This is a genomic window from Micromonospora sp. DT81.3, from assembly GCF_049847225.1.
GTDB lineage: Bacteria > Actinomycetota > Actinomycetes > Actinomycetales > Microbacteriaceae > Microbacterium.
On record NZ_JBNCNY010000033.1, the window covers coordinates 1 to 3,874 of the forward strand.

The following is a 3,874-nucleotide window of genomic DNA, read 5'->3' on the forward strand; positions in this document are numbered from 1 at the left end:
CGGAACCGGGCGGCACGCGCGGGCGCTGCCAGCTCGCGGGGGTTCCGCTACCTGCACCACGCCGTCGACGATCACTCACGCGTCGCGTACTCGGAGATCCTCGACGACGAACGCAAAGAGACCGCCGCCGGCTTCTGGACCCGCGCCAACGCGTTCTTCGCCGGCATCGGCGTGACCGTGACGGCGGTGATGACAGACAACGGCTCCTGCTACCGATCACACGCGTTCGCGGACGCTCTCGGTGACATCAAGCACAAGTGGACCAAGCCGTATCGCCCGCAAACCAACGGAAAGGTCGAGCGATTCAACCGCACCCTCGCCACCGAATGGGCATACGCAGCCATCTACGACAGCGAGCAGGCTCGAGAAGCGACCTATCAAGACTGGATCCATCACTACAATCACCACAGACCCCACACCGGCATCGGCGGCCAAGCCCCCTCAACCCGCGTTCACAACCTCACGGGGAACTACAGCTAGCGCACACAATCGAGTAGCTGTTGGCGCGTTCGTGCTGAGCTAACGGAGCGCGTCGTTGCCCTTCACCGTTCTTCCGTGCGCCCCGACGTCGGGCGCGCTCGGAGCCTAATCGGCGCTGTACCGTGGACTGCGCCATATCGTGTGCTGACACGGTCCCGAAAGCCGGTGGATGTGCGGATCTTCGGCGACCCACCGGCCGTTGCCAGCTCGACCAGCACGCTGCAGTACGGGGCGAGCCGCGACCCATGGCGGGGTATTAAAACCCCGGGGCGATTCAGTACGAGGAACGGCGGCTCATCCCCACCCATCACCCGACCCAAAAGCCAGATACCGACATGTGGGTGAGCTTTCACACCGGCCTACCCGATGCGAGCAGTACCGAGGTCGCGTTGCACGTCGCGAACAGCGCGATCCTCGCGGAGGGGCAGCGGGTACTGATCGGCTCTACGCTGGCATTGCCGCTTGGACGCAGTCCACGACATTCACTGCGCCCGCCTCGCGAGCAAGGTAGCCGTAAGCGTCATCCGGGTGCTCCAAACGACCGATCTCGCATGTCGATTGGGTGCCGACCATGAGGATGCGAACACCTTCTCGGTTCAGCGCTTCGATTAGGAGCAGCGCGGCACCACCGAACTCGGAACTGACCACGGCCAGGTGCGGCGCAAGCACCTCCGACAGCTCGAGGGCATGTGCAGGTTCAGCGGTCTCCCCGACAACCACAATCTGCGGGAACGACTTCAGGAGGGCACAGAGGCCGATCCGGTACACCTCGTCGTTGTCGCAGATCAGCACCCGGAGCCGGCGTTGTATACCGCTCAGCACGAAGATCTGGCCCACACGAAATCCCGTCGTCGGCCGACCGGCCGGGTGTGCCGGGCAGCGCGCCCGAGGAGTCAGCACGACACAATAGAACCGTTCGCGCCCCTCCCAAATCACCGGGAGCCTACATCCGTTTCAGCTTTCCGGGTACCCCCTCGCCATGCAGCGGATGAACCACCAGCGCACAGGCATGCACCAGTGTCATGGTGCGGAAGCGGAGAGTGCGGGAACCCCGCATTCTCGGATCCGTGCACCCGGCACGTTGCCGGCCGGATGGCGAGGACTCAGGACTGGCGAGCGGTGTTGTTGACGAGGATCGCCAGCTGGGTGCGGCTCCGGATACCCAGGCGCCGCAAGACGGTGGTGATGTGACTCTTGACCGTCGCATTACTGACGAACAGCCGGGCGGCGATCTCGCCGTTGCTCATTCCCTCGGCCACAAGCAGGGCCACCGCCCGTTGCCGTTCAGTCAGTGAGGTCAGAGCGCCCAGCTGCGTCGGGATCTCCGCCGGGCCGGTCGGTCCGGTGGTCAGGAACCGCACCAGGTGTCGGGCGAACGTCGGGTCGAGGGCGAGCCCGTCCTTGGACACGGCGCGGATCCCGTCGACCAACCGCGGCGCGGCGACCCTCCGAGAAAGATAACCCCTTGCCCCGGCCCGCAACGCCTCTGCCAGATCGGACTCGGTCTCGGTCTCGGCAAGGATCAGGACCGCGCGGTCACGAAGGCATAACGCACTGACGGACTGCTCTTGCAGGTCCTCTAGCAGGCCCTGACGGATGACCACGACCTGCGGGTGCACCCGGGCGGCCAGCGAGCACGCTGAAGCCACATCTCCCACCTCGCCCACCACGACCAGATCCGGTTCCCGCTCGATCAACACGCGCAAGCCGATCCGGTAGATCTCGTGGTCTTCGCACAACAACACCCGAACAGGCTCCGCACCGGGAAACGGCCAGCCCTCTTGCGGGGATGGCGTCGAATGGAAACCGGCACGTGATTCAAGCTGGAACGTCACAAGGCTCCCCTTGACGTGGCAGAACATCGCTGTACATCACCATCACGCGGACGCCCCGGTCCGCTCACTCACCGTCACTCACCCTGCCCGGCCACACGAGACCGCCCGGCCACCTGATCAGTGACGACACCTAAACCTAGTTTTACAGCGAAAACACAGACAAAGCCACCAATTCGCGGATACCAATAAAGGTGCAGTCACCGGGATTCGGGACTGCTGCACCAGTAGGTGACGGTGGTTCCGTAGTGCAGGACATCGGTCGGTCCCTGCACGACGTCAAGCTTCCCCGATCGCGCGGGACTACATCGTGAACGGGCAACGCCTCGTCACCGACCCATCCGTCCGCCAGGCCCTCGCCCACTACTTCGGTGTGCAACCGCATCACCTGACCCGTGACGGTCGACCAGAGCTCCTCCCTCTCCTCTCCCCTCACCTCCCCGCCATCCCCCGGTACCGGCTCGAGAAAGTCCGGGCGTTCGCGTGGCGGCAAGCGGCCGGCGTGGCCTCCCCCGCCATCAACAACGCGATAACGTACCTCGACTCGCTCCTGAACGACGGAAGCAGCAAAATCGAAGACCTGCTCAGTGGCGGTATCCCGCAGCTGAGCGGGTTCGGCGTAATCCGGGCGGGTGCTTGGTACTGCGACTTCGGTGCCGCACCAAGGCCCCACGAGCGATCAGGCTCGTTGAGGATCGCGGGCGTCATCCGAACGAAATGCGCACGCCGCTAGCCTTGGCGGTAGACCCGTGGAGCGCTCCCCCCGTCCCTGAAAGCGCGGGGCAGAGGCCGACAGGTTCAGGTTCCTCCCGAGCCGCCGGATAATCGAGGAGCGATTCCGCGGCTGGCTCGGGAGGAACCGTCTCCTCAACACTTCGTAGCGACAAGCTCCCCCGTTCGGACGCTGTGGTCCGCGGGTGAGCGCCGCTACCCTGAGCGCAGACCCGTCGCCGCGTCGGCGCCAGACCCCCCAGCCTGGCGCCCCCGCGTCCCTGACGCGGAAGCACGGCCGCGGGTTCAGGTTCCCCCCGAGAACCCTTCGTCCCCAAGGTGTCATTCCCGGGGGGAACCGCCTTCAAGCTCTCCGCTCACGCGTCGGGTAGGTCGGCGTGGGCGACCAGGGTCGCGTCGGCGTCGCGGATTTCGAGGCGCAAGGCATCCTCTCGCAGTACAGCTGCGTTGACGCGGCAGTGGATCGGGACTTGTGAGCCGAGCATCTGGCCGGCAGGGAATTGTGTCCCGTCGGTCGCGATGAACACGACCGTGTATGTCGCGCCGATGTCCAGGCCCGTCGCGTCGAGCACGGCTTCGGTGCCCCACGTGTGGGCCACCAGCTCGGCGTCGACCTGAACTCCGGCAACCGCGTCACGCACGTCGATGGGTTCGATCGCACCCAGCGTACCCGGCGGGCCTGACGGCGCGATCGAGGTCAGCGCGGGCGTTCCGAATCCGATCGCGAGCCCGATCAGCAGACAGGCGGCGCCCATCAAGGGTGTCAGCCATGGTCGCCGGTTTGTCCGACGAAGAGGGGCGGACCCGATTTCGGGACCGTGGTTTCGATC

Annotated in this window: 5 protein-coding genes; 2 read left to right on the plus strand and 3 right to left on the minus strand. The window is 65.5% G+C overall.

The features are described 5' to 3' along the window. On the plus strand, positions 1-480 hold a 480-nt coding region (locus tag ACPW96_RS23130), incomplete at its 5' end, for an integrase core domain-containing protein (protein WP_425886081.1). 444 nt (positions 481-924) lie between these two features. On the opposite strand, the gene ACPW96_RS23135 is transcribed toward ACPW96_RS23130, so the two are convergent. After that, on the minus strand, positions 925-1,317 hold the full coding sequence (locus ACPW96_RS23135) for a hypothetical protein (RefSeq protein ID WP_425886082.1): 393 nt from the start codon (positions 1,315-1,317) through the stop codon (positions 925-927). Between the two features lie 266 nt (positions 1,318-1,583). Next, positions 1,584-2,315 (minus strand): LuxR C-terminal-related transcriptional regulator, encoded by a 732-nt coding sequence (locus ACPW96_RS23140; protein WP_425886083.1) that lies wholly within the window; start codon positions 2,313-2,315, stop codon positions 1,584-1,586. Positions 2,316-2,622: 307 nt separating this feature from the next. Between ACPW96_RS23140 and ACPW96_RS23145 the strand changes: the two genes are divergently transcribed. After that, positions 2,623-3,045, plus strand: coding sequence for a hypothetical protein (locus ACPW96_RS23145; protein ID WP_425886085.1), 423 nt, complete (start codon positions 2,623-2,625; stop codon positions 3,043-3,045). Positions 3,046-3,400: 355 nt separating this feature from the next. Here the strand turns inward: ACPW96_RS23145 and ACPW96_RS23150 are convergent. Then, on the minus strand, positions 3,401-3,874 hold a 474-nt coding region (locus ACPW96_RS23150), incomplete at its 5' end, for a hypothetical protein (RefSeq protein WP_425886086.1).